This is a genomic window from Pseudomonas syringae, from assembly GCF_023278085.1.
In the GTDB taxonomy this organism is placed as follows: Bacteria; Pseudomonadota; Gammaproteobacteria; order Pseudomonadales; family Pseudomonadaceae; genus Aquipseudomonas; species Aquipseudomonas syringae_Q.
Genome location: NZ_CP066265.1, coordinates 658925 through 682753, shown reverse-complemented (window position 1 = coordinate 682753; position 23829 = coordinate 658925). Strand labels below are relative to the sequence as shown.

Genomic DNA, 23829 nt, shown 5'->3' with positions numbered 1-23829 from the left:
CACTCACGCCGCTGCTGCGATCTTGCTGATTTCCCGCTGCCCGTTCGACGAGACCTGCAAGGTGCTGGATTCTTCGGTGGTGCGCAGCCAGCCCATCTGAATGAACAACTGCAACAGTCCCGCGCCCAATGCACCGCCCAGATGCGGGCTGAGTTCGCTCCATTTCGGGCAGGCACAGACCGTTTCGCGCTTGCGCTGGGCAAGTGCCGGTATGTAGATACCGCGCTCGGCGAATCTGGCAACGCCCTTGCTGGTCACCTCGATGCGTTTCTCCTGTTGCTCGATCCAGCCCGCCCCCAATAGACGCTGATAGAGTTCGGCGGCCATTTCTCCCCCCAGATGATCGGAACAGATCCTTGCACGACGCAACGGCAACGGCGGAACGGACTGGTCCAGACGGCGACTGATCTGATCTGCACTGGCTATTGAAGCGCTGGCCAGCGCCTCCACCGCTGCGCCCACTTCGGGCGCGGCCAGGCGAAAGAAACGCTTGCGCCCGCGTGTTTCCTGTTTCAACAGACCGCCACTGCTCAGACGCGCAAGATGTGCGCCGGCAGAGGACGCAGAGAGCCCCGCCAGAATGGACAGTTCCTCGGCAGAGCGAGCCGTCCCGTCCATCAAGGCCCATATCATTGCGCTACGCTTGGGATCGGCCAGCAAGGTTGCTATCTGGCTGATGCAAGGTGCATATTCCATGTGTTCACTCCCTGTTGAAACATTCATCTGTCGTGATGACCTAATGACAGCGATCACGCTTTAATAAAGTTGAACGCGGCTTTAACTTGAAATGACAAGTATAAACTCTATGCCCTCCGGCCAAATTGAGTAAAAAACTATTCGTACAAACTGTTGTCGCGCAACTATCCGGAAAAGGCTTCGAAGTTCCCTTGTGCCAGGCCATTGAACCGTTTGGCCCTTGACGACGGAACAGCTCTATTCAAGGGCTTTGGGTCGTTATTCAAAGCATCGTTTGAAAAGACAAGCGCAACACTCATGACAAAAATGCCAAAAGCGCTCAACAACAGTCCGTTCCTGTTTCACTCCTGCGCAGGAATTTTGCATTTTTGAAATGCATTTAAATACTCTATTTTCCGACAATTCCGTAGGCTGTTTCCCTCCACGGCGTAGCTGTTAAAACAAACCAACAGGCGACTGGCCTACAGCATGTTGCTTACAGCGCGACCTGAGCATATCCAGCAACAGATTGACCGGCTTACTGAGTTGCGCACGGTGCGCGCACAACAGGTTCAGCGGTGCGCGCTCGCCTTGCAAATCGGCCATCAGTACGTTGAGGCGCCCGGCTCGCACGTCTGCCGCGACATCCAGCCATGACTTGTACGCCACGCCCTCGCCGGCCACCGCCCAGCGACGCACAACGTCGGCGTCATCGCTGAATCGGTTGCCACTGACGGTCAGGCTGATCTCGCGCTTGCCGTCATGCAATGTCCAGCGGTCATGCACACGGTCACCGAGCATGAACAACAGGCAGTTATGCTGCGCCAGTTGCTCGACCTGCTGCGGTTCGCCGTAACGCTGCAGATAACTCGGCGCTGCGCACAACACACGCCGGTTGTCAGGCAACACCGGTAACGCGACCAGGCTGGAATCCTCGGGTTCGCCGTACCGCAACGCGACGTCCACGGGCTGACGAAACAGGTCCGCCATGCGATCACCCAGCAACAGCCGCACGCTCAATTGCGGATGCTGTTGCTGGAACTCGTCCAGCCACGGCAACAGCACATTGCGCCCAAGATCCGAAGGGGCCGACAGTTGCAGCACACCCTCGCAGCGATCCTGACTGCTGGCCAGCAAACGCCGCCCTTCTTCCAGGCTACCCAACGCTGCGCGCGCGTATTCCAGAAAACCCTCACCTTCAGCGGTCAGGCGCAAACTGCGGGTTGAACGCGCCAGCAAGCGAGCACCCAATTGCTGCTCAATGCGCTTGAGTGCCGCGCTGGCAACCGCTGCCGACAGGTCCATGACCCGCGCGGCGGCAGACAGACTGCCCAGGTCGGCAGCACGCACAAACAACTGCAAGTCATCCAAACGCAGCATCAAACCCTCGTATTATCAAAATAAAATTGAAAGAGACTGCCGTTTTAGCGGGTTTTATCTTTACTGGAAATAGCTAATGATCCCTTCATCACTTTCCCTATGGAGGCCTCTGCCATGAAAGCCATTGCGTACTACCAGTCCCTGCCGATCAGCGACACTCAGTCATTGCAGGACATCGAGCTGCCAGAGCCGGTCGCAGGCGAGCGTGATCTGCTGGTCGAAGTGAAAGCCATTTCGGTCAACCCGGTGGACACCAAGATTCGCCAGAACGTCCAGCCCGAAGACGGTGTGGCCAAAGTACTGGGCTGGGATGTGGCAGGTGTGGTGAAGGCGGTCGGCAGCCAGGTCACGCTGTTCAAGCCAGGCGACAAGGTCTTTTATGCCGGCTCACTGACCCGCCCCGGCGCCAACAGCGAACTGCACGTTGTCGATGAGCGCATCGTAGGCCACATGCCCAAGACCCTGAGTTTTGCTCACGCGGCGGCATTGCCGTTGACGGCAATCACGGCCTGGGAGCTGCTGTTCGAGCGTCTGCAGGTTGCTCAACAGAAAGGCGAGGGCTCGCAAAGCCTGTTGATCGTGGGCGCGGCAGGCGGCGTCGGTTCGATCCTGACCCAGCTGGCACGGCAGCTGACTTCGCTGAAAGTCATCGGCACAGCCTCCCGCCCCGAAACCGAACGCTGGGTTCGCGAGCTGGGCGCGCACGAAGTACTGGATCACAGCAAGCCGTTGAGCGAAGAACTGAAGCGCGTGGGCCTGAATCAGGTGACCCATGTGGCGAGCCTGACTCAGACCGAGCAGCATCTGGATCAATTGGTCGAAGCGCTCAAGCCACAAGGCAAACTGGCGTTGATCGATGACCCCAAGGCGCTGGATGTGTCGAAGCTCAAGCGCAAAAGCCTCTCGCTGCACTGGGAGTTCATGTACACCCGGTCGATGTTTGAAACCGAGGACATGATCGAGCAGCACAACCTGCTCAATCGAGTGGCCGAGCTGATCGACGCCGGAACGCTGAAAACCACGTTCGGTGAACACTTCGGCAGCATCAACGCCGAGAATCTGCGCCGCGCCCACGCGTTGCTGGAAAGCGGCAAGGCCAAGGGCAAGGTCGTGCTGGAAGGCTTCTGAACCTGAGAGCAATTGTGTCAGCCACGCACTGCGCGGCTGACACCAGCGTCGTAGCGATCAGGCAGTTTTGAGCTGCACATCCCGTTTGCTCTGCGCACGGCGCGTCAGCACCGAGATGCTCACCGTCAGCACGCCGCACAGGCTGATGACCAACGCCATCGGGGTAGCGGTGCCGTCATGCAGCACGCCGACCAGGCTGGCGGCGATGGCGGCAACACTGAATTGCAGACAGCCCAGCAGCGCCGAGGCACTGCCCGCGCGCGCCCACTGCCCATTCATGGCGCAGGCCGATGCGTTGGGGATGATGCAACCCAGGCTCGCCACGCAAATGAACAGCGGCACCAGCAATGGCCAGAGCGCTTCGGTGCGCAGCAAGCTGATCGCCAGCAACACCAGCCCCGCCGCCAGGTAGATCCAGACCGTGCGCGACAGCAAAAACGCCGGACCGGTCTTGCGCAGAATACGCGCGTTGATCTGCGCGACCAGAATGAAGCCCGCCGCATTCATCCCGAACAGCCAGCCGTAATGCTCGGCCGGTACGCCATACAGTTTGATGAAGACAAACGGCGAACCCGCGACGTAGGCAAACATCCCGGCCATGGCGATACCGCCTGTCAGGGCATGCCCAAGGAACACCCCGTCCTTGAACAGATTGGCGTACTGCCGAAACGCGCCGCTCAACGGTTGACGCGGCGTACTGGCAGGCATGCTTTCCGGCAGCCCCAGCGCAACGGCTGTCAGGCACGCCCCGCTGAACAGGGCAAGGCTGGCAAAGATCGACTGCCAACCGAAGGTGCTGACCAGTACGCCGCCCAGCATCGGGGCCAGAATCGGCGCCAGACCCATCACCAGCATCAGTTGCGAAAAGACCTTGGCCGACTCGACCGCATTGCACTTGTCGCTGACAATCGCCCGCGACAGCACCATCCCGGCACAGCCTCCCAATGCCTGAACGAAGCGCGCAGCGATCAGCCATTCAAGACTCGGCGCAAACGCGCAGGCCACCGATGCCAACATGAACAGTGTGACGCCGACCAGCATTGGAATGCGCCGACCGAACCGGTCAGCCACCGGGCCATACGCCAGTTGCCCCAGAGATAGCCCCAGAAAGTAGGCCGCTAACGTCAGCTGAATATGTTTTTCATCGGTCCCGAAATACGAGGCCATGGCCGGAAAGCCAGGAAGATAGAAGTCAATGGCCAGAGGGCCGAAGGCGCTCAATGAGCCAAGGATAAGGATCGTTCGTAGATTCATCGGGTGTCCATTCACAGATGCAGAGCAACGGGCAAGTTTACCCGGCTTACCTTGCACAGAACGACAGACGGGGGAATTAATTCAAAATTTTTCAGCATGATTGCAGATACATAACCGGGGAAATCGACAGACTTCCCCTTTTCGAGTCATGCCAGTTGCGCTTGATAACCCTCCTGGTTGATCAGGCCGATAATCTGCTCCGGCGACAGGCTGCTCTGGACCTTCACCTGCTTGCTGGCCAGCTCGACCTGTACCTCGGCGGCTGGCTCTTGCGTTTTGATCGCTTCGGTCACGGCGCGCACACAGTGCCCGCAGGTCATGCCTTGCACGTTGAATAACTGCATGAGGTGTCTCCTTCGATGATGGATGGCAGCATCTTCAACCTTGTCATCGTGGCAAGGTCAAGTTTCTGTTGTTGCTGCCGGGCTGGCATTCGGCGTAATCGTGGGCCAAGCTGGTCATCAACGCTTATTTTGTATAGCCATCAACGTTTACATCAGGAGTATCAGCGATGCGCTGGTCAGCAGTGGGGCTCTTCAGCATTCTCGGTTTCTTGGCTATCGCACCCGCCACTCAGGCTGCTCAGGATTACGGCATCCTGATCATTTCCCGAGAGCGTCTGGAGGTGGCGACCTCCTGCGAGATCGGCATCTACGTTCAGAACAGGCTGGCCGGAAGGCTTTTTCAGGAAGATTCGGTCTCTTTCAACCTGCCGCCTGGCGAGGTGTCAGTGCGTCTGACCACCTTGCGCGGCACTGTGGGAGGCTGCGAGGGCGGCATGGAAGCGCAGCGCAGCACCAAGATCCAGCTGCATGCCGGGGATATCCTCAAATACCGCATTGCTACCGACCTGAACGGGCTGTACCTCAAGAAAGCCGACCTCAACTATTGAGTCGCGCTTGACCTTGCCCATGTGGCAAGGTTGATCCTTGCAGGTATCAGCCTCAGGGAGTGACAGAGATGCAAGACACCACCACCTTCGACCTGCCGATCAGCGGCATGACCTGCGCCAGTTGCGCTGGTCGGGTCGAGCGTGCACTGGCGAAAGTACCGGGGGTCAACAGCGTAACGGTCAATCTGGCCAATGAGCGCGCCCATGTGACGAGCGCACCGCACATTGATCCGCAGACCCTGGTCGACGCCGTCAGTCGTGCAGGCTATGGCGCAACGCTGGTTCAGGACCGTCACGCGGAAGCCGATAAAAAGCTTCGCCACCTGCACCGTGAACGCTGGGCCTTGCTGCTGGCTATTGCACTGGCGCTGCCGTTGATCACCCCGATGCTACTGACGCCGCTGGGCGTGCACTGGATGTTGCCCGCCTGGGTTCAGTTCGCGTTGGCGACACCGGTGCAATTCATTCTGGGCGCGCGTTTTTACGTGGCCGCCTGGAAGGCCGTGCGGGCGGGCGCGGGCAACATGGACCTGCTGGTGGCCATCGGCACCAGCGCGGGCTACGGCCTGAGCGTCTACCAGTGGTTGAGCGCCGTACCCGGCACTGCGCCGCATCTGTACTTCGAAGCCTCGGCGGTGGTCATCGCACTGGTGTTGCTGGGCAAATACCTGGAAAGCCGTGCCAAACGCCAGACCGCCAGCGCCATTCGTGCGCTTGAAGCGCTGCGCCCGGATCGCGCCCTGCGCTTGATCGACGGCGTTGAACATGACGTTGCGATCAGCGCACTTCAATTGGGCGACGTCGTGCTGCTCAAGCCAGGCGAACGTTGCCCGGTAGACGGGGAAGTGATCGAGGGTCGAAGTCATGCCGATGAAGCGCTGATCACCGGTGAAAGCCTGCCGGTGGCCAAGCAGCCCGGCGACAGGGTCACCGGGGGGGCGATCAATGGTGAAGGTCGCTTGCTGATCAAAGCCACGGCGCTGGGCGCGGAAACCGTTTTGGCGCGCATCATTCGTCTGGTTGAAGACGCACAGGCGGGCAAGGCCCCGATTCAGAGGCTGGTGGATAAAGTCAGCCAAGTGTTCGTGCCGACCGTGCTGGTGATCGCCTTCTGTACCCTGGCGGGTTGGCTGTTGGTCGGTGCATCCCTCGAAGTGGCACTGATCAATGCCGTCGCCGTGCTGGTGATCGCCTGCCCCTGCTCTCTGGGCCTGGCGACGCCGACGGCGATCATGGCCGGGACCGGCGTGGCAGCGCGCTACGGCATTCTGATCAAGGACGCCGAAGCACTGGAGCGCGCCCATGACGTGGATGCCGTGGTGTTCGACAAAACCGGCACGCTGACCTCGGGCACGCCGCGCATCACCAACATGAGCGCGGTACTGGGCAACGAAGAGCACCTGTTGCAACTGGCGGGCGCGCTGCAACGCGGCAGCGAACACCCCTTGGCCAAGGCCGTGCTGGACGTCTGTCATGAATGGCAACTCAGACTCGATCCGGTTGAAAACAGCCACGCCCTGAGCGGACGAGGTATCGCCGGAACGGTACAGGGTCGCGAACTGGCGCTGGGCAATCGAAGAATGCTGGACGAAAGCGGCCTGCCCATGGGCGAACTGGCCGAGTCCGCACGTATCTGGGAAGCCGACGGACGCACGCTGTCCTGGCTGATCGAGCAGGCTCCTGAGCCGAAAGTCATCGGCATGTTCGCCTTCGGTGACACGCTGAAACCCGGAACGGACCAGGCGATCAGGGAGCTGAACGCGCGCGGTATCACCAGCCATCTGCTGACCGGCGATAACCGGGGCAGCGCTCAGGTGGTTGCCAAAGCGCTGGGCATACAGGATGTACACGCCGAGGTGCTGCCTGCCGACAAGGCGGCTACAGTCAATCAGTTGAAAAGCAACCATGTGGTGGCCATGGTCGGCGACGGCATCAACGATGCACCGGCGCTGGCGGCGGCGGACGTCGGCATTGCAATGGGCGGCGGGACGGATGTCGCGATGCATGCGGCGGGCATCACACTGATGCGCGGCGACCCACGACTGGTACCGGCCGCACTGGACATCAGCCGTCGGACCTATGCCAAGATCCGCCAGAATCTGTTCTGGGCATTTGTCTACAACCTGATCGGCATTCCGCTCGCCGCGTTCGGTTATCTCAACCCGGTCCTGGCTGGCGCGGCCATGGCGCTGTCCAGTGTCAGCGTAGTCGGTAACGCGCTGCTGCTGAAGACCTGGAAACCCCGCGATCTGGAGGACACGCCATGAACATCGGTCAGGCAGCGAAGAGCAGCGGCTTGAGCGCGAAAATGATCCGTTATTACGAATCCATCGGCCTGCTGAAGGCGGCCCATCGCAGCGACAGTGGCTATCGCCTGTACAACGCAGAAGACCTGCACACACTGGCCTTCATCAAGCGTTCGAGGGACCTGGGGTTTTCGCTGGAAGAAGTCGGCAAACTGCTGACCCTCTGGCAAGACCGCCAACGCGCCAGCGCCGACGTCAAGGCGCTGGCCCGTCAGCACATCACCGAACTGAACCGCAAGATCGATGAACTCGCCAGCCTGCGCGACACGCTCCAGGAACTGGTGGAACATTGTCAGGGCAACGACCGCCCCGACTGCCCGATTCTCAAGGACCTGGCGTCGGGCGGGTGTTGTTGAGGGGTGTGCCACTACCGGAGCGCCGCACGATAGTTGAGGTTATCGTTCCCTACGCTCCTCGTGGGAATGCAGTTCACGACGCTCTGCGTCGCACGAGGACGCGGAGCGTACAGAACGGCATGCCGACGCGGAGCGCCGCACGATAATCGAGGTTATCGTTCAACCCCCACGTTCCCGTTTTACTGCATCCACGGCGGTGGTGGTTCTTCGGTGGATTTGCTCGGCGGTGCATCGTCTGCAGCACGGGCTGCCTGGCGGCGGGCTTCGTCGAGACGGGCGGCTTCGATTTCGCGCAGTACGCCGCCCACATCGGCTTCGTCCTCCGGCTCGTCGAACTCACCGGTCAACACCGTAGTTGGTGACAGGGTGCCAGCCTCGTAGTACGACCACATTTCCTTGGCGTACTTGGTACTGCGCAGCTCCGGCGCAAAGCGACCGAAATACAGAGCCATGTTGCCGACGTCGCGCTCCAGCATGCTGAACGCGTGGTTGTTGCCTGCGGCATCGACCGCTTGCGGCAGGTCGATAATCACCGGGCCGGACGGCGCCAGCAGCACGTTGAACTCGGAAAGGTCACCGTGCACCAGACCGGCACACAACATCAGCACGATCTGCTCGATCAGGAACGCGTGGTACTCACGCGCCTGATCCGGCTCCAGCACCACATCGTTCAGGCGCGGGGCGGCATCGCCGTACTCGTCGGCGACCAGTTCCATGAGCAATACGCCTTCCAGGAAGTCATACGGCTTGGGCACGCGGACACCCGCGCTGGCCAGACGAAACAGTGCAGCCACCTCGGCGTTCTGCCAGGCATCTTCGGTTTCCTTGCGGCCGAACTTGGAACCCTTGGCCATGGCCCGGGCCTGTCGACTGTTACGTACCTTGCGACCTTCCTGATACTCGGCCGCCTGACGGAAACTGCGTTTGTTGGCCTCCTTGTAAACCTTGGCGCACCGCAGCTCATTGCCACAGCGCACCACATAAACAGCTGCCTCTTTACCACTCATGAGCGGGCGCAGCACCTCGTCGACCAGACCGTCTTCGATCAGGGGTTCAATGCGTTTAGGAGTTTTCATCAGCTTTTATTGTGGGTCCTTTGTTGCCAGATACGCGATTGTTGCCGTTATACGGCAATCTTCCGCAAGCGAGTAGGGGTAGGGCCTTTTAGATTGAAGGGTTTTTCAAGCAAAAACCGCGCAATGCCCCGGTTCAAGCACCTTTCGTGCCGTACGGCGGGGGAAAGATATTCCGGGACAAAATGTACTGTCGTAGGAAAAGACGACACATGGCACTTCATTAGTGCCCGCGCAACTTGCCTTACTACTTGAACAAACCATCGTCCGGATGACCTGGCAACCCCTCGAACGCGGTAACCACACAGCCGCGCGGTATTGGTTACACTTGCGCCCTGTTGCAGTGCAGATCCTGAAAACGAAAGTCGCGCGCCAACTCGCCTTACGGCCCTGTGTCGCAAGACAGCGCCGGGCAGAGTAGCCTGCACACATTCCCGATCAGAAAAGTTGTCCGAGCCCGCTATGCAATCACTCAAACACTTCAAACGCGTCGCCACCGACTGGTTCCTGTGGGGCATGGTGCTGGCAACAGTCCTCGCTTACTTCTTTCCACGCTTCGGCGCCACGGGCGGCACCATGCACGCCGAATACGTCATCAATACCGGCGTGTTCGTGGTGTTCTTTCTGCACGGCGTGAACCTGTCCAGTGAACAGATCAAGCGGGGCCTGAGCAACTGGCGCCTGCACGTGATGATCCAGACGTTCACTTTTGTGGTGTTCCCGCTGATCTGGCTCGCCTGCGACAGACTGCTGGGCTCGCATGTCCCCGCCTTGCTGATGCTGGGTTTCCTGTACCTGTGCGCCCTGCCCTCGACCATATCTTCGTCAGTGGCGCTGACCGGCAGCGCGGGCGGCAACGTTCCGGCGGCGATTCTCAACGCCAGCCTGTCCAGCGTCATCGGGATTTTCATCACGCCGTGGCTGGTGAGCCTGGTGGTCGGTACTGGCGCTGGCGGCATCGATCTGGGCGATACGCTGCTGAGCCTCTGCGCCCTGCTCTTGCTGCCACTGATTCTGGGCCAATTGCTGAGACCGCTGCTGGGCAAATTCTTTGCACGGCACAAGAAGACCACCAACCTGATCGACAAAATGGTGATCCTGCTGCTGGTCTACGCGGCGTTCTGCAATTCGATGATCTCCGGCATGTGGCAGAACCAGGGCAACAGCGTGATCCTGACCGCGTTCATCGGCACCGCGCTGCTGCTGGCGGTGATTCTGTTGCTGACCACGCGCACCGCGCGAGCGCTCAAGTTCGACCATGCCGACAAAGTTGCGGCGGTGTTTTGCGCCACCAAGAAGTCACTGGCAGCCGGCGCGCCGATGGCAGCGTTGATTTTCAGCGGTAATCCGGGGCTGGGCCTGATCCTGCTGCCAATCATGATCTATCACCCGATGCAGCTGATCGTCTGTTCGGTGATTGCCGAAAGCTACGCCAGCCGCCATCGCCAGCAGCTTTCGCAAGCCGCGCTGGAAGAAGCGCGAGCCGCCTGACAGGCGCTACATCAGCGCGTCATCATCCAGCGTGACGCGCGCATAAAAAATGATTGCCACTGTGGGGATCAGCGCTGAATAACCGGGCCTGAGTGCGGTGCCGAAATGCGTCAGCAGACGCTGCACCGGGGCCTGACGAATCGCCCCCAGCAACCCCTTGATCGAGCCGGGGGCCTTTTCCGGCTGCGCGGGCAGGCCAGCCACTGCGGGCTTGAAAAACGCCGCCACCGTCAGGCGCTCGGCCAATGTATCAACATGTGCCGCGTACACTTCCCAACTCAACGCCCTGACACTGGCGCGTGGCATTTGCACCAGCGGGTGCGCAGTGTTGAACGCCTGCCGGAAGAAGGTCTTGAGCAGCAGTTCTTCTACCTCGACCACCGTCGCGCAGTGATGCAGCGCATCGTCCAGACCATATTGCCGCGCCAGCATGCCCAGCACCCGCGTGTAGGGCACGCCACGACGCCGGGCGGCGTTGATCAGAAAGTGTCCGGCGACCAGCTGGAATTCGCGCACGAATGCGTAAGTGCGGTCCACTTCGGTTTCCTTGAGCCGGGTCCAGCGGCTACTGCGCAGATGCTTGATCGCCGCATCCAGCACGTAATCCGGCGAGCGCGCCAGAACGTCGTGCAGCCAAGTGTCCTGCAAGACCGGGTCGCGGGTCGTTGTCGGCAAAACCGCTACGCCCGTTTCCAGCCCTTCACAGCCGCTGAATCCGGTCGCGATCAGCACTTCCTGCAAGCGCCGCCAGTAATGGTGATGGCGGTAGCCCGGCATGCGCACGTTTTCGAAATGCTCGACCGGCGTGCGCCCAAGGCTTTTCTCGCCCAGGTTCAGCAACAGCACATGGTCCTCACTGGAGTATGCGTTGATCAGCCTGCCACTGATCCTGCGCTTGAGCACCTGCGCCTCGGCGGCATTGATGCGCACCGCGGCGGCCATCAGCAGCACATCGACGATCACCAGGCCGTGTTCGAGGGGGTGTTCGAAGTTTTTTAGCGCACTGACCAACAGTCGGCCGCCCAGCGAATGACCAATCAGATTGACGCGTTTTACACCCGGATGATGTTCGAACAGGTAACGATCCAGCTGTCCCAGCAACACTTTGCCCATGTCGCGGGCCCGGTTGCGGATTCGCGCAAAATGAACCACCCGGTCCCCCGCCAGCGCCGCCGCACCGGCCAGCGGATGCACGCGGGCAGCCGCCATCAACAGGCCCCGAGAGCGGTTATCCATTTGCGTGAAATGGCTCGACGGCCAGAAGGCGAGGATATTCACGCTGTGGCGCAGGGCACCGGGAATGCTGTTGGCCAGCATGCGCCGGTCATCCAGATCATGGCCGGACGAATAGCCGTGAATAAAGACGTTGGCGACCTCGCCCGACGTCTTGGGCAAAGTCAGAAACTTGAAATGATTGTCCACGTTGTCCTGTTACGCATGGGCGGGTTGCGCGCTCAATGTTTAACGATAAAGCGTTTGGCGATCAACATGATCAGTCGCAGGCAGAACATGATCCCGGTCACGGCGATCACCCATTTGGCAGCCAGCAGAAAATACCCTTCGATGTCATCGGAAACCAGCCCCACCAGCAACCCCATTCCGCCGATCAGCAGACCAATCAGCGCGAGGCCGACGTAGGGCCGCAACCAGCGAGTCCGCGAGCCTTTATCGAACAGATAGAGTACGGCGCCGAGCAGGATCAGAAGTACCGATATACCGATGATGAGCCCCATGTTTTACCTCAACGTTACCGAATCTCGACTATCGTGCGACGCTCCGCGTCGACATGCCGTTCGGGACGCTCTGCGTCCGATCCTGACTGCGCAACGCAGCGCGAAAGCGGATTATGCCCATGCCCCCAGCCATTTGCCTAACGCTCCAGAATCGCCGTCACGCCCTGGCCCCCTGCCGCGCAGATCGAGATCAAGCCGCGTCCGCTGCCTACGGCGTCGAGCAGTTTGGCCAGGTTGGCGACAATCCGGCCTCCGGTGGCGGCAAACGGGTGGCCAGCGGCAAGCGAGCTGCCTTTGACATTCATTTTGCTGCGGTCTATCGATCCCAGCGGCGCGTCCAGCCCAAGGCGGGTTTTGCAGTACTCGGCGTCTTCCCACGCCTTGAGCGTACACAGCACCTGAGCCGCAAACGCTTCGTGAATCTCGTAATAATCAAAATCCTGAAGCGTCAGCCCGTTGCGCGCCAGCAAACGCGGCACAGCGTAGACCGGGGCCATCAACAGCCCTTCCGCCCCCTTGGCGAAATCAACGGCCGCCGCCTCGCCGTCACGCCAGTAAGCCAGCACCGGCAAGCCTCGCTCGCGCGCCCACTCTTCACTGGCCAGCAGCACCACCGACGCGCCATCGGTCAGCGGCGTCGAGTTACCCGCCGACAGCGTGCCCTTGGCGCTACGCTCGAACGCTGGCTTGAGGCTGGCGAGTTTTTCCAGGGTCAGGTCCGGGCGCAGGTTGTTGTCGCGGATCAACCCAAGGTACGGAGTCATCAGATCATCCTGCCAGCCTTCGGCATAAGCAGCGGCCATTTTCAGGTGACTCTCCAGCGCCAGTTGATCCTGGGCCGAGCGCTCTATGCCCCAGGTCTGCGCCATGAGTTCGCAGTGCTGGCCCATGGACAGACCCGTGCGAGGCTCGCCGTTGCGCGGCAGCTCCGGTTTGAGGTGATGCGGGCGCAATTGCAGCAGGGCCTTGAGCTTGTCACCCGGTGTTTTGGCGCGATTGACCTGCAACAGAATCGTGCGCAGGCCTTCATTGACACCGATCGGCGCATCGGACGTGGTGTCCACCCCTCCGGCAATGCCACACTCGATCTGCCCCAATGCAATCTTGTTGGCCACCAGCAGCGCAGCCTCCAGCCCGGTGCCGCAGGCCTGCTGAATGTCATAGGCCGGGGTTTGCGCAGACAGCCGCGAACCCAACACGCATTCGCGGGTCAGGTTGAAGTCTCTGGAATGCTTGAGCACTGCACCTGCCACCACTTCCCCCAGACGCAACCCGTGCAGGTTGAACCGCTCGATCAGGCCTTCGAGTGCGGCTGTGAGCATGTCCTGATTGCTGGCCGTGGCATAAGGGCCATTGGAGCGGGCGAACGGAATGCGGTTACCGCCGACGATGGCGACTCGACGTGGATGCGTCATGGAAAACTCCCTTTCTTCAAACGAATGAATGAGCCGTGTCGATCGCAAGAACGAACGTCGTGCCAGCGTGGTCCATTCCTTTGAACCCCGACTTCAGGAGAGTGTTCCATGCCGTCAGATCGCTATATCGATTTCGCCAATTCCGACATGGGTCGGCGTCTGGTGAACGCCGCCGGTCTGCCCGCACCGGCGCACCTGGAGCGCTGGCAGGCCGGACGTCTACGCCCCGTCGAAGGTACCCTGCTGATCAGCGCCGGACCGCTGGGCGACCGGGTGCGGCAATTCGCCAGCCGCCTGACCGACTCGCTTTACAGCTTCGGCAGCGAAATGCCCGGGGCGAGCACCTGGGTGGCCAATCAGGGCCCCCGGCTGAAAGCGGTGGTCTTCGACGCCAGTCAGATTCTGCGCACTGAACAGCTCCGGCAGCTTCGTGACTTCTTTCAACCGCTGCTGCGCAACCTCGACCACTGTGCGCATGTGGTGATTCTGGCCAGATCGCCCGCGACTCTGGAAGACCCGCTGGCGGCCAGCACCCAGCAAGCCATCGAAGGTTTCAGCCGTTCGCTGGCCAAAGAGATGCGTAACGGCGCGACCGTCAAGCTGTTGCAGGTGGATGAAGATGCTCAGGACCAACTGGAAGGCGCGTTGCGCTTCTTCTTGACGCCCAAGGCGGCCTTCATCACGGGGCAAGTCGTTCATCTGAGTGCCTGCCCGACCCTGGTTCAAGACTGGACCCGCCCGCTGGCCGGGCGCAAGGCTGTGGTCACCGGTGCAGCGCGGGGCATTGGCGCATCGATTGCTGAAACCCTGACCCGTGACGGCGCACACGTCATTCTGCTGGATGTACCGCAAACCCGAAACGAGCTGGAAGCGCTGGCCTCACGGCTCGGGGGCCAGGCACTGGCGCTGGATATCTGCGCCGAGGACGCGCCTGCCCAACTGCTTGAGCAGTTGCCGGGCGGCGTCGACATTCTGGTCCACAACGCCGGTATCACGCGCGACAAGACGCTGGCCAACATGCCCGAGGACTTCTGGGACTCGGTACTGGCCGTCAACCTCAATGCCCCGCAAGTGCTGACCCAGGCCCTGCTCGACGGCGGCGCGCTGAACGACAACGCGCGAATCGTGCTGATGGCCTCGATCAGCGGCATCGCCGGTAATCGCGGACAGACCAACTACACCACCAGCAAGGCCGGGCTGATCGGTTTTGCCCGCGCCATGGCCCCGGCCCTCAAGGCACGCGGTATCAGCATCAACGCCATCGCCCCGGGTTTCATCGAAACGAAGATGACCGCCAAGATGCCTTTCACCCTTCGCGAAGCCGGTCGGCGCATGAGCACACTGGGTCAGGGCGGTTCGCCTCAGGATGTTGCCGAAGCCGTGGCGTGGTTCAGCCAGCCCGGCAGCGGCGCGGTAAGCGGTCAGGTTTTGCGCGTATGCGGTCAAAGTGTAATCGGGGCCTGAGGGTCCTGTACTGAGTTCAAGGAGATGGATAATGACGGCTCACTGGCGCTACCTCGATTCCCTGCAACCCCTTTCCAATCTGTTCCTTCAGGCGGCCCTGCGCCGCCGCAAAGTGACCGGCTCGCAGTTACCCGATCTTGGCTTGCGTAGCTGGATCGCGGTGGATACCGACAAGCTGGAGGCCTACCGCAAGGTGTGCGGCTTCGAAGACAGCAGCCTGCTGCCGCCGACCTATCCGCATGTCATGGCGTTTCAGCTACAGATGCAGTTGATGACCTCGCCGGAATTCCCGTTCCCGCTGCTGGGGTTGATTCATGTCGACAATTGCATCCGCATCCATCGCCCGCTGGGGGGCGTGAGCCAGCTGTATATCAGCGTTCAGGCCACTGACCTGCGTCCGCATCGCAAAGGCGCGATGTTCACCCTGGTGACGCAGGCTGAAGACGGGCTGGGCCTGCTCTGGGAAGAAGAAAGCACCATGCTCTGCACCGCTGCGCAGCCAGACAGCTCGTCTGCCGAGCAGGAAGAACCCGCACGGCTACCACTGCTGCAGGTGGAAAGCTGGCGGGCGCCGCCACAGATCGGTCGCGATTACGCCAAGGTGTCCGGCGACTACAATCCGATTCACCTGAGCGCACCGAGTGCCAAGATGTTTGGTTTCCCGCGCGCCATTGCACATGGCATGTGGCTGAAGGCTCGGACGCTGGCGGCGCTGGACGAGCATTTGCCCGCCTCCAATGTCGAGATCAGCGTGCAATTCCAGAAGGCCGTGCGCCTGCCCGCCGATGTGATGCTGTCGGCCAGTGCTGCGGGTTCACATGGCCAGTTTCAGGTCGACAATGATCAGGACACCGTGCACATGACCGGCAGTTGGCAGCCCGTTACTCCGTAAGCGTTTCCCTGATGCGGGAGCCTTGCTCCCTTGTCACGGCAAGGTCGCGGCTGAACAAACCTCAACGCCTGCTTGCCTGGCGACTCGTTCCCCCTGAAGCTATGCGTCTTCAGGAGAGCACCATGAACCTCGACGAGTTGACCCAACGCCTGCACCGCATTCGCGACCAGAACGACTGGAAGCCATTTCACAGCCCCAAGAACCTGGCCATGGCGGCCAGCGTGGAGATGGCCGAGCTGGTGGAAATATTCCAGTGGCTGCGCGAGGACCAGTCTCGCGAGCTGCCTGCCGATCAACTGGAACATGCTGGCCAGGAAGTCGGCGATATTGTCCTTTACCTGTTGCTGCTGTGCAGCGAGCTGGGGCTGGACATGGAAGCCGTGGTGCGCAGCAAACTGGCTGACAGCGAGCGGAGATTCGCCCGGTGAGTGATCGTCATTTCGACCAGTTGGCGACCCGTTTCGCAGAAAAGATCTACGGTGGCGCCAAAGGGGCCATTCGCCTTGCCGTGTTGCAGGCCGACCTGACTGAAACGCTGCCAGAGCGGCCGCTGCGCGTGCTGGACATCGGCGCAGGGCTGGGGCACATGTCGTTGTGGCTGGCCGAGCACGGTCACGAGGTGACGCTGGCCGAGCCCGCCGAGCCAATGCTGGAAGGCGCCCGCCAGCGTTTCGCCGCTGCCGGACAGACGGCGACGTTTATTCAGGCCCCCTGGCAGGCGCTGCCCGATTTGCTGAGCGACACTTACGACCTGGTGCTGTGCCATGCCGTGCTGGAGTGGCTGGCCGAACCGCACACGATCCTTCCTGTGCTGCGCCAGCTCACCAAGGCCGATGGCTGGCTGTCGCTGGCGTTCTACAACCGCGACGCGCTGATCTACCGCAACCTGCTGAAGGGCCATTTCCGCAAGATGCGCAAGAACGACATGGCCGGGGAAAAACAGAGCCTCACGCCGCAGCAGCCCCTCGACCCTCGCGAGCTGGCGACGCAACTTGAAGGGCTGTGGCAAGTCGAAACCCGTAGCGGCGTGCGGGTGTTCCACGATTACATGCCGGTTGAGTTCCAGGCTCGGGCCGACCTGACGGACCTGCTGGAAATGGAGCTGGCCCATCGGCGCCATCCGGCCTTTGCAGGTTTGGGGCGCTACCTGCACTGGATGTGCCGTCCGGTCTGACACCACTGCGGAGACCACCATGAAACACCGTTTTGCCTTGCTGACTTTGTTTTTCGGGATCAGCGCTTGCCAGAGCAGCAACCCGTATGTGGCCAGCTCACTGCCCATGCCGCCTGCGCCCCCGCAAGCGGCCAACACGCTGGACCTGAGCGCCTACCCCGCGCCGCAGCGCGATTACGGGCGCTATCGGACCTGGGGCTGGCTCAACGGCCAGTTACCACCGGGCACCGCATGGGTCGATTCGGCGCAGGTGGTGGAGGCGTTGAGCAATGGTCTTGACCAGCGAGGCTTGCGTCCGGCGCGCAACAATCAGCCTGCGGACCTGTATGTCAGCGCCACGACGCGCCAGGAAATCCGGCTGCGGCAGGTGCGCGACGAGGTCGACCCGTATTACGGTGGCGGCCCGGGTTATGGCCCCTACAGCGGCTATCGGCCAGGTTATGGCGGCTACGCCAGCGTGCCGGTGGTGCGCACCTATCAGGAAAAAGTGATGGTGGTCCAGATCAACCTGTTCGACGCCCGTACCGGCCAGCCTGTCTGGAGTGCCAGCGCAGACGCACGCAGCAGCAATAATCTGGCAGACCGCAGCAAAGCCCTTCGTCAGGCCGTGCAACAGGCGCTGACGGCCTATCCTCCTTCGTAATCGCTTCGGAGAACTGCCATGTTCCGCCGTATTGTCCTGCTGTCCTGCGCCCTGCTGCTGGCTGCCTGTCAGAGCAACTCGATCAACCGCGATTTCGATGCCCAGCGGGATTTTGGCGGCTATCGCAACTGGAGCTGGAAAGAGCCCGCCGTTCAATACCAGCCGGATAACGACCCACGACTAAAAAGTGACCTGACTGAACAGCGCATTCGCCAGTCAATCAGCGAGCAGCTGGACCAGCGCGGCTTGCGCATGGCTGCGCCCGGTACTCGCTCGGACCTGAAGGTGCAGGCGTGGCTGATCGTCGAAAACCGTCAGCAGACGGTGAGTACCAACTACGGTGGCGGCTGGAACCCCTGGGGCGGCTACGGCTACTGGAACGGCCCGATGAACACCGAAACACGCAGCGTGGATTACAAGGTCAGCACCCTGCAGATCGACCTGTTCGATGGCAAAGACGGCAAACTGGTCTGGCGCGGCAGCACCGAGCGCATCCTCAACGACAACGCTGGCAACCCGGCTGAACGCGACCAGGCCATCCGCACAACCGTCGCGAAAATCCTGGAGCAGTATCCACCGCATTGACGGGAATTAGATGTGGATGCGGCATGATTAGGCCACATCACTTGCGACGCAGAGCGTCGTGAACTGCATTCCCACGCTGGAGCGTGCGGAACGATGATCTCAACTATCGTGCGACGCTCCGCGTCGGCATGCCGTTCTGGACGCTCCGCGTCCTCTTGCGACGCAGAGCGTCGTGAACTGCGTTCCCACGCGGGAGCGTGCGGAACGATAATCTCAACTATCGTGCGACGCAGAGCGTCGGCATGCAGTTCTGGACGCTCCGCGTCTTCTTGCGACGCAGAGCGTCGTGAACTGCATTCCCACGCTGGAGCGTGCGGAACGATAATCTCAACTATCGTGCGACGCTCCGCGTCGGCATGCCGTTCTGGACGCTCCGCGTCCTCTTGCGACGCAAAGCATGGGCACGAGAGCCAGCGTTGTTTCAGCTCTGTTTCCAAGGCTCAGGCCTGCATATCGCCCTGCATTTCATCCAGCAGTTCCTGGATCGCGTCGAGGCGTTCTTCGGGGTCGTCGATTTCCAGCAGTTCGACTTTGTCCTGCTCGGTAAACGGCAGCAGGTACGCGAGCTGATTGGACAGCGCGTACTGGCCGGCAGCGGACACGCCCATGTTCAAGGACGCGACCATCGGGTGTTCGGCGAGGGCCTCAAGCAGCGCAACCAGGTCGGCGTCTTCTTCCTGTAACGGGCGCTCCTCGGGTTCTTCCAGCCACTCAACCTCGGCGACCAGCAACTGATCACGCTGCACTTCAGCGGACACCACGCGGAAACGACGCCCGCCGACCACACGGATGCCCAGCAGGCCGTTGTCCTGCTGCTGAAAATCCTGAACCAGCGCCTCGCAGCCGATCAACGAATAACCGCCCGGCACCGGCCCCGTCTCACTGCCCTCGGTGATGCACACCACGCCAAACCCTTCGCCCTGCTTCATGCAGCGACCGATCATGTCCAGGTAGCGCGCTTCAAACAGCTGCAGATCAAGAATGCACCCCGGAAACAGCACGGCGTTCAGCGGAAATAATGGCAGTGTCATGGAAAAGCGTCCCCCCTTTTAAATGGCCAGCGACATTGCCAGCGGCAGGAACAGTGCCGTTGCAACGCCCATCAAACTCATTGCCAACGCAGCAAAAGCCCCTGCTTCCTCACCTTCCTGCAACGCCACGGATGTGCCTACCGCGTGTGCAGTCAGCCCCAAGGCCATGCCGCGCGCTGCCGGGTTATCCACCCCCGCCAGCGTCAACAGGCCCGGGCCGAAAATGGCACCGAACACGCCGGTAATCAATACAAAAACCGCCGCCAGCGCCGCTACTCCGCCAATCTGCTCCGCGACCAGCATGGCAATGGGTGATGTAACCGACTTCGGCGCCATGGTCATCAGAATCATGTGATCGGCACCGAACAAGACGCCCAGCCCGACACACAGCCCGGTGGCGAAGACCCCGCCAATCACCAGCGTAGTCAAGGTCGGCCACAACAACTGCCGGATGCGGCGCATATTCAGATAAAGCGGCACGGCCAGGGCAACCGTCGCCGGGCCGAGCAGAGTCCCCAGAATCTCGGTGCTTTTGCGGTATTCAGCGTATTCAAGGTCGCAGAACAGTACGATGCCGATCACCACCACCATCGAGACCAGCACCGGCTGCAGGAACAACCAGCGGGTTTTCTCATAAGCGGCCATCGCCAGTTGATAGGCGCCCAGCGTAATCGCGATACCGAACAACGGGTGGTGAATCACCGACAGCCACGCGCCATGCCAGTCCAGATTCATGGCAACTCCTGGCGGCGCGCCTGGCGCTTGATGAGTTGCTGCATCAGCCAGCCGGCAAAGGTCAGAGAAATCATCAGCGACAGGGTCAATGTGCCGAAGATCGCCCAGAAATCCTCGGCAATCGCCGCCGCGTAGACCATCACCCCGACCGCAGGCGGCACCAGCAACAGCGGCAGATAGCGCAGCAGGCTACCGGCGGCGACGCTGAGCGGCTCACTGACCTCACCGCGCAGCATCAGATAGGCCATCAACAGCACCAGCCCGATGATCGGGCCCGGCAATATCGACAGAAACAGGTGGTTGAGCGCCGTCCCCAGTAATTGGAACAGCACCAGCCACGTCAAACCCCGTAACAACATGAGAACTCCAGCAAAGAAAAGAATCCGGCGAATTCACAGCGCCATTATAAACATGCCGTGACGCAGGCTATCAGCGGGTATTCGCATTGAAGCCATCGCTTGACCAACTGCCAACCCTCTGCTGATCTTGAGGTCTGCCGGCCAGCCCTGATCGACCAGAACAGCAGCTCGACGCCGGCAGCGGCGCTTTGCCATGCAACCCCTCAGACAAGGAAAGCAGCATGCCTTTTGTTCCTGTTACAGAACTCAAGCAGCAGATCGGCAAGGAACCGGGATGTTCAGACTGGCTGACCATTGACCAGGAACGCATCAACCTGTTCGCAGAAGCTACCGGGGATTTTCAGTTCATCCACGTTGACCCCGTCAAAGCGGCGCAGAGCCCGTTTGGCGCGACCATTGCTCATGGTTTTCTCTCGCTGTCGCTGATCCCCAAACTCATGGAGGGCATCATGGTGTTGCCCGAAGGCCTCAAGATGGCCGTCAACTATGGCATGGACAGCGTGCGTTTCGTGCAGCCGGTGCGGGTCAATTCACGTGTGCGCCTGAAGGTCCAACTGACGGAGGTGACCGAGAAGAAGCCAGGCCAGTGGCTGCTCAAGGCAACGGCCACACTGGAAATCGAGGGTCAGGACAAGCCGGCTTTTGTCGCCGAACCCTTGACCTTGTGTTTCGTGTAACACGTTTAAAAGATGAAACAGTCGTAACAGACTGTTTCATCCCGTTGACTCGCTGCGGCATACTCCCACGCGGTCGTGACCGGTGACATCTGCTCAGCAGGATCGGGCTCGCCACTGAATCAATCTTCCGGGATCTCACATGCGCGCGCTTGCTCCACTGGCTTTGACACTCTTGATCGCAGGCTGCGGTGATGGCGAATCACTGCTGCCCCCAGACGGCCGTCTGCCCGACGGCGGACGTTATCGCGGCGATCTGGTCAATGGCGTGTTGCAAGGCGAAGGCCGGATCGACTATCCCAACGGCAGCTGGTACGCCGGGCATTTCGAAAACGGTCTGTGGCAAGGCCCGGGTGAATGGCACGCGGCCAATGGCGATGTGTACAAAGGCGGCTTCGAGCAAGGCCTGTTTCATGGCCAGGGGCGACTGACCAGCCACAACGGCGCAAGCTACGTGGGCCATTTCAAACTCGGACTGCGCGACGGCGAAGGCACACAGAAAGACAAGGGCGTGCTCTATCGTGGCCAGTTCAAGGCAGGCCAGTACGACGGGCCAGGTCGTCTGGAACTGGAAGACGGCAGCCAGCATCAGGGCATGTTCGCCAAAGGCAAGGCCAACGGCGAAGGCTCGCGCAGCGACGCCAGCGGTAATCAATACAGCGGCAATTTCGTCAATGGTCAGTTGCAGGGCATCGGCAGCTTCACCAGCGCGGATGGCGATCAGTATGTCGGCCATTTCCGTAACAGTCAGATTGACGGCAAAGGCCGCTACGAAAACAGCGACGGCGACGTCTGGAGTGGTGAATTCAAGGAAGGCGCACTGACCGGCAAGGGCGAGCTGATCGGCTCCGACGGCAGCCGCTATCAGGGCGACTTTGATAACTGGAGGTTCATGGGCCAGGGTCAGTTGCAACTGGCCGACGGCACCCGCTATGTGGGTCAGTTTGCCGATGACACCTACCAGGGCAACGGCGTGCTGATGTCCCCGGATGGCAGTGAGCAGCGTGGTATCTGGGCCAACGGCCAGCGCGTGCGTGACGCCAAGGGTAAATTGTTGCCTGACACGCTTGAAACAGGGCTGCTGGCGCAGGGGTCGCTGCTGGACAAGGCGCTCGCCGCTGTACCTGCCTCGACGCCCGCCACCGAGCTGTACACCCTGGTCGTGGGTGGCGACGGCAAGCAGAGCGTATTCATGCGCGAAGCGGACTACGTCAGCAACCTGCTGAAATCACGATTCGGCGCCGTCGGGCAAGTCAGCCTGGTCAACCATCGCGATCACATGGATGACCGGCCCATGGCCACCCGCGAGAGCATCGCCCGCGCGGTTCAGACACTCGCGCAACGCACCGGCCCGGAAGATCTGGTATTCATTTACCTGACCAGCCACGGCACCCAGGATCACGAACTGGTGCTCGATCAACCGCGCCTGTCGCTGGCCGATCTGCCCGCCGACGCTCTGGCTGCGACCCTCGCCCCGCTGAAAAACCGCGATAAGGTTGTGGTGATTTCGGCTTGTTATTCCGGCGGTTTCATTCCGGACCTCAAAGACGAGCGCACGCTGATCATCACCGCTTCACGCGCTGACCGGGTGTCATTCGGCTGCTCGGAAGAGGCCGACTTCACGTATTTCGGCGACGCTCTGTTTGCCAGGGCACTGGTCGCAACCGATGACCTGCAACAAGCGTTCAATGATGCAAAAAACTATGTGGCCCGACGCGAGAGCGAAGATAACTTCGAAGCCTCGGAACCACAGATATGGGCCCCGAAAGGAGTCCTGGCGCGCTGGCAGCAATTGCGCAAAAGCCAGGCCGAACGCGCTTTGAACACGGCGTTGACGCGCACGGAAGCGAAGACCTCGACTAGCCGCTAGGCTGAGTAGTATCAAGGAGAACGATTATGTACTTGACGCCGCAACACATCCTGCTTGCAGGAGCCACAGGCCTCACCGGCGAACATTTGCTTGACCGCCTGCTCAACGAGCCGACCGTCAGCCGCGTGCTGGCTCCGACCCGCAGGCCACTGGCAGAACACCCGCACCTTGAAAACCCGATCGGCGACTTGCTCACCCTGCTGCCAACACTCGATGGCCGCGTGGACATCGCGTTCTGCTGCCTGGGCACGACGATCAAGCAAGCCGGTTCGCAGGACGCGTTCAAGGCCGTCGATCTGGACATGGTCATCGCGTTCGCACACCGTGCCCGCGAACTGGGCGCTCGCCATTTGCTGGTGATCAGCGCGATTGGCGCAGACCCCAAGTCCAGCACCTTCTACAACCGCATCAAAGGCGAAATGGAACAGGCGCTACGGGCGCAAGGCTGGCCACAACTGACCATCGCCCGCCCCTCCCTGCTGGTCGGCAGCCGCAGCGAAACCCGTTGGGTCGAACAGCTTGCCGCGCCTATCGCCAAGCTGATCCCCGGCAAATACGGCGCCATCGAAGCCTGCCAGCTGGCCCGCGCCATGTGGCGTCTGGCACTGGAAGAGCAGAACGGCGAACGGATTGTCGAGTCGGATGAGCTGCGTAAGCTGGGCAAATAGGCCAGCGGCAAGCGACCGATGATCGTTCCAA

25 protein-coding genes are annotated in these 23829 nt (G+C 61.0%); 14 read left to right on the top strand and 11 right to left on the bottom strand.

What is annotated here, in order from left to right:
- Positions 1–3: 3 nt before the first annotated feature.
- Both I9H07_RS03245 and I9H07_RS03240 read right to left on the bottom strand, forming a co-directional pair.
- A complete protein-coding gene (locus I9H07_RS03245; protein ID WP_024672750.1) occupies positions 4–696 on the bottom strand; it encodes an ArsR/SmtB family transcription factor in 693 nt (230 codons plus the stop codon).
- Positions 697–1131: 435 nt separating this feature from the next.
- Complete coding sequence (locus I9H07_RS03240; protein ID WP_236425114.1) at positions 1132–2055, bottom strand: LysR family transcriptional regulator; 924 nt, start codon at positions 2053–2055, stop codon at positions 1132–1134.
- A gap of 114 nt (positions 2056–2169) precedes the next feature.
- Here I9H07_RS03240 and I9H07_RS03235 point away from each other — a divergent pair, with 114 nt between their 5' ends.
- On the top strand, positions 2170–3183 hold the full coding sequence (locus tag I9H07_RS03235; protein ID WP_058391946.1) for a zinc-binding alcohol dehydrogenase family protein: 1014 nt from the start codon (positions 2170–2172) through the stop codon (positions 3181–3183).
- A 57-nt stretch (positions 3184–3240) separates the two neighbouring features.
- On the opposite strand, the gene I9H07_RS03230 is transcribed toward I9H07_RS03235, so the two are convergent.
- Complete coding sequence (locus I9H07_RS03230; protein WP_058824934.1) at positions 3241–4437, bottom strand: multidrug effflux MFS transporter; 1197 nt, start codon at positions 4435–4437, stop codon at positions 3241–3243.
- Between the two features lie 146 nt (positions 4438–4583).
- A complete protein-coding gene (locus I9H07_RS03225; RefSeq protein WP_024672754.1) occupies positions 4584–4781 on the bottom strand; it encodes a heavy-metal-associated domain-containing protein in 198 nt (65 codons plus the stop codon).
- 167 nt (positions 4782–4948) lie between these two features.
- Here I9H07_RS03225 and I9H07_RS03220 point away from each other — a divergent pair, with 167 nt between their 5' ends.
- From I9H07_RS03220 to cueR, 3 genes are all read left to right on the top strand, one after another.
- On the top strand, positions 4949–5329 hold the full coding sequence (locus I9H07_RS03220; RefSeq protein WP_058391948.1) for a hypothetical protein: 381 nt from the start codon (positions 4949–4951) through the stop codon (positions 5327–5329).
- A 68-nt stretch (positions 5330–5397) separates the two neighbouring features.
- Positions 5398–7596 carry a heavy metal translocating P-type ATPase gene (locus I9H07_RS03215; RefSeq protein ID WP_024672756.1) on the top strand — a complete coding sequence of 733 codons (2199 nt, stop codon included), beginning with the start codon at positions 5398–5400 and terminating at the stop codon, positions 7594–7596.
- A complete protein-coding gene (cueR, locus tag I9H07_RS03210) occupies positions 7593–7991 on the top strand; it encodes a Cu(I)-responsive transcriptional regulator (RefSeq protein ID WP_024672757.1) in 399 nt (132 codons plus the stop codon). Before I9H07_RS03215 ends, cueR begins: the two co-directional genes overlap by 4 nt.
- Positions 7992–8170: 179 nt before the next feature.
- On the opposite strand, the gene I9H07_RS03205 is transcribed toward cueR, so the two are convergent.
- Positions 8171–9067 (bottom strand): PA4780 family RIO1-like protein kinase, encoded by an 897-nt coding sequence (locus I9H07_RS03205; protein WP_024673563.1) that lies wholly within the window; start codon positions 9065–9067, stop codon positions 8171–8173.
- Positions 9068–9454: 387 nt separating this feature from the next.
- On the opposite strand from I9H07_RS03205, the gene I9H07_RS03200 reads away from it, so the two are divergent.
- On the top strand, positions 9455–10555 hold the full coding sequence (locus tag I9H07_RS03200) for a bile acid:sodium symporter family protein (protein ID WP_419204606.1): 1101 nt from the start codon (positions 9455–9457) through the stop codon (positions 10553–10555).
- 6 nt (positions 10556–10561) lie between these two features.
- Here I9H07_RS03200 and I9H07_RS03195 read toward each other — a convergent pair whose 3' ends face one another.
- From I9H07_RS03195 to I9H07_RS03185, 3 genes are all read right to left on the bottom strand, one after another.
- Complete coding sequence (locus I9H07_RS03195) at positions 10562–11977, bottom strand: DUF726 domain-containing protein (RefSeq protein ID WP_236425115.1); 1416 nt, start codon at positions 11975–11977, stop codon at positions 10562–10564.
- Positions 11978–12009: 32 nt separating this feature from the next.
- Positions 12010–12288 (bottom strand): hypothetical protein, encoded by a 279-nt coding sequence (locus tag I9H07_RS03190; protein WP_236425116.1) that lies wholly within the window; start codon positions 12286–12288, stop codon positions 12010–12012.
- 137 nt (positions 12289–12425) lie between these two features.
- Positions 12426–13703, bottom strand: a complete 1278-nt coding sequence (locus I9H07_RS03185; protein WP_236425117.1) for an acetyl-CoA C-acetyltransferase — start codon at positions 13701–13703, stop codon at positions 12426–12428.
- Between the two features lie 108 nt (positions 13704–13811).
- Here I9H07_RS03185 and I9H07_RS03180 point away from each other — a divergent pair, with 108 nt between their 5' ends.
- From I9H07_RS03180 to I9H07_RS03155, 6 genes are all read left to right on the top strand, one after another.
- On the top strand, positions 13812–15167 hold the full coding sequence (locus I9H07_RS03180; RefSeq protein WP_236425118.1) for a 3-oxoacyl-ACP reductase: 1356 nt from the start codon (positions 13812–13814) through the stop codon (positions 15165–15167).
- A gap of 31 nt (positions 15168–15198) precedes the next feature.
- Positions 15199–16059 carry a MaoC/PaaZ C-terminal domain-containing protein gene (locus I9H07_RS03175; protein ID WP_024673305.1) on the top strand — a complete coding sequence of 287 codons (861 nt, stop codon included), beginning with the start codon at positions 15199–15201 and terminating at the stop codon, positions 16057–16059.
- A 122-nt stretch (positions 16060–16181) separates the two neighbouring features.
- Positions 16182–16487, top strand: a complete 306-nt coding sequence (locus I9H07_RS03170) for a MazG-like family protein (RefSeq protein WP_024646206.1) — start codon at positions 16182–16184, stop codon at positions 16485–16487.
- Positions 16484–17233, top strand: coding sequence for a methyltransferase domain-containing protein (locus I9H07_RS03165; RefSeq protein WP_024673306.1), 750 nt, complete (start codon positions 16484–16486; stop codon positions 17231–17233). Before I9H07_RS03170 ends, I9H07_RS03165 begins: the two co-directional genes overlap by 4 nt.
- A gap of 19 nt (positions 17234–17252) precedes the next feature.
- Positions 17253–17876, top strand: a complete 624-nt coding sequence (locus I9H07_RS03160; protein ID WP_024673307.1) for a DUF4136 domain-containing protein — start codon at positions 17253–17255, stop codon at positions 17874–17876.
- Positions 17877–17894: 18 nt separating this feature from the next.
- Positions 17895–18461 carry a DUF4136 domain-containing protein gene (locus I9H07_RS03155; protein ID WP_058391955.1) on the top strand — a complete coding sequence of 189 codons (567 nt, stop codon included), beginning with the start codon at positions 17895–17897 and terminating at the stop codon, positions 18459–18461.
- Between the two features lie 440 nt (positions 18462–18901).
- Here I9H07_RS03155 and I9H07_RS03150 read toward each other — a convergent pair whose 3' ends face one another.
- From I9H07_RS03150 to I9H07_RS03140, 3 genes are read right to left on the bottom strand one after another with little or no spacing between them, the layout of a single operon-like run.
- The gene (locus tag I9H07_RS03150; RefSeq protein WP_024673467.1) at positions 18902–19492 is read right to left on the bottom strand and encodes an LON peptidase substrate-binding domain-containing protein; all 591 of its coding nucleotides are present in this window, start codon (positions 19490–19492) and stop codon (positions 18902–18904) included.
- Positions 19493–19510: 18 nt separating this feature from the next.
- The gene (locus I9H07_RS03145; RefSeq protein WP_024673466.1) at positions 19511–20227 is read right to left on the bottom strand and encodes an LrgB family protein; all 717 of its coding nucleotides are present in this window, start codon (positions 20225–20227) and stop codon (positions 19511–19513) included.
- The gene (locus tag I9H07_RS03140) at positions 20224–20586 is read right to left on the bottom strand and encodes a CidA/LrgA family protein (RefSeq protein WP_024673465.1); all 363 of its coding nucleotides are present in this window, start codon (positions 20584–20586) and stop codon (positions 20224–20226) included. Before I9H07_RS03140 ends, I9H07_RS03145 begins: the two co-directional genes overlap by 4 nt.
- Before the next feature lie 221 nt (positions 20587–20807).
- On the opposite strand from I9H07_RS03140, the gene I9H07_RS03135 reads away from it, so the two are divergent.
- The 3 genes from I9H07_RS03135 (at position 20808) to I9H07_RS03125 (ending at position 23798) form a co-directional block, all read left to right on the top strand.
- On the top strand, positions 20808–21263 hold the full coding sequence (locus I9H07_RS03135) for a MaoC family dehydratase (protein WP_236425119.1): 456 nt from the start codon (positions 20808–20810) through the stop codon (positions 21261–21263).
- A 139-nt stretch (positions 21264–21402) separates the two neighbouring features.
- Positions 21403–23130 carry a C13 family peptidase gene (locus tag I9H07_RS03130; RefSeq protein WP_024673463.1) on the top strand — a complete coding sequence of 576 codons (1728 nt, stop codon included), beginning with the start codon at positions 21403–21405 and terminating at the stop codon, positions 23128–23130.
- 26 nt (positions 23131–23156) lie between these two features.
- Entirely contained in the window at positions 23157–23798 is a 642-nt protein-coding gene (locus I9H07_RS03125) for an NAD(P)H-binding protein (RefSeq protein ID WP_024673462.1), read from the top strand.
- Positions 23799–23829: the final 31 nt, after the last annotated feature.